At 74.8% G+C, this 417-nt stretch carries 1 protein-coding gene; it reads left to right on the forward strand.

What is annotated here, in order from left to right:
* Nucleotides 1-417: LON peptidase substrate-binding domain-containing protein (locus CCN42_RS40270; protein WP_245877698.1), on the forward strand; the 417-nt coding region annotated here is incomplete at both ends.

The following is a 417-nucleotide window of genomic DNA, read 5'->3' on the forward strand; positions in this document are numbered from 1 at the left end:
CGGCCACCGTCCGGGAACGGGCCGACGGCACCTTCGAGGTGCTGGCCACCGGCACGACCCGGGTGCGGCTGCTGAGCGTGGACGCCTCCGGCCCGTACCTCACCGGTGAGCTGGAGGAGCTGCCGGAGGAGCCCGGCGACGAGGCGGGAGCGCTCGCCGAGGGCGTGCTGCGGGCGTTCCGGCAGTACCAGAAGCGCCTCGCGGGCGCGCGGGAGCGCTCACTGGCCACCGGCGGCGACCTCCCCGACGAGCCGTCCGTCGTGTCCTACCTGGTCGCGGCGGCCATGATGCTGGACATCCCCACCAAGCAGCGGCTCCTCCAGGCGCCGGACACCGCGTCCCGGCTGCGCGACGAGCTGAAACTCCTTCGCGCCGAGACGGCGATCATCCGTACGCTGCCGTCGCTGCCCGCGGCGG

The organism is Streptomyces glaucescens (assembly GCF_002154375.1).
Classification (GTDB): domain Bacteria; phylum Actinomycetota; class Actinomycetes; order Streptomycetales; family Streptomycetaceae; genus Streptomyces; species Streptomyces glaucescens.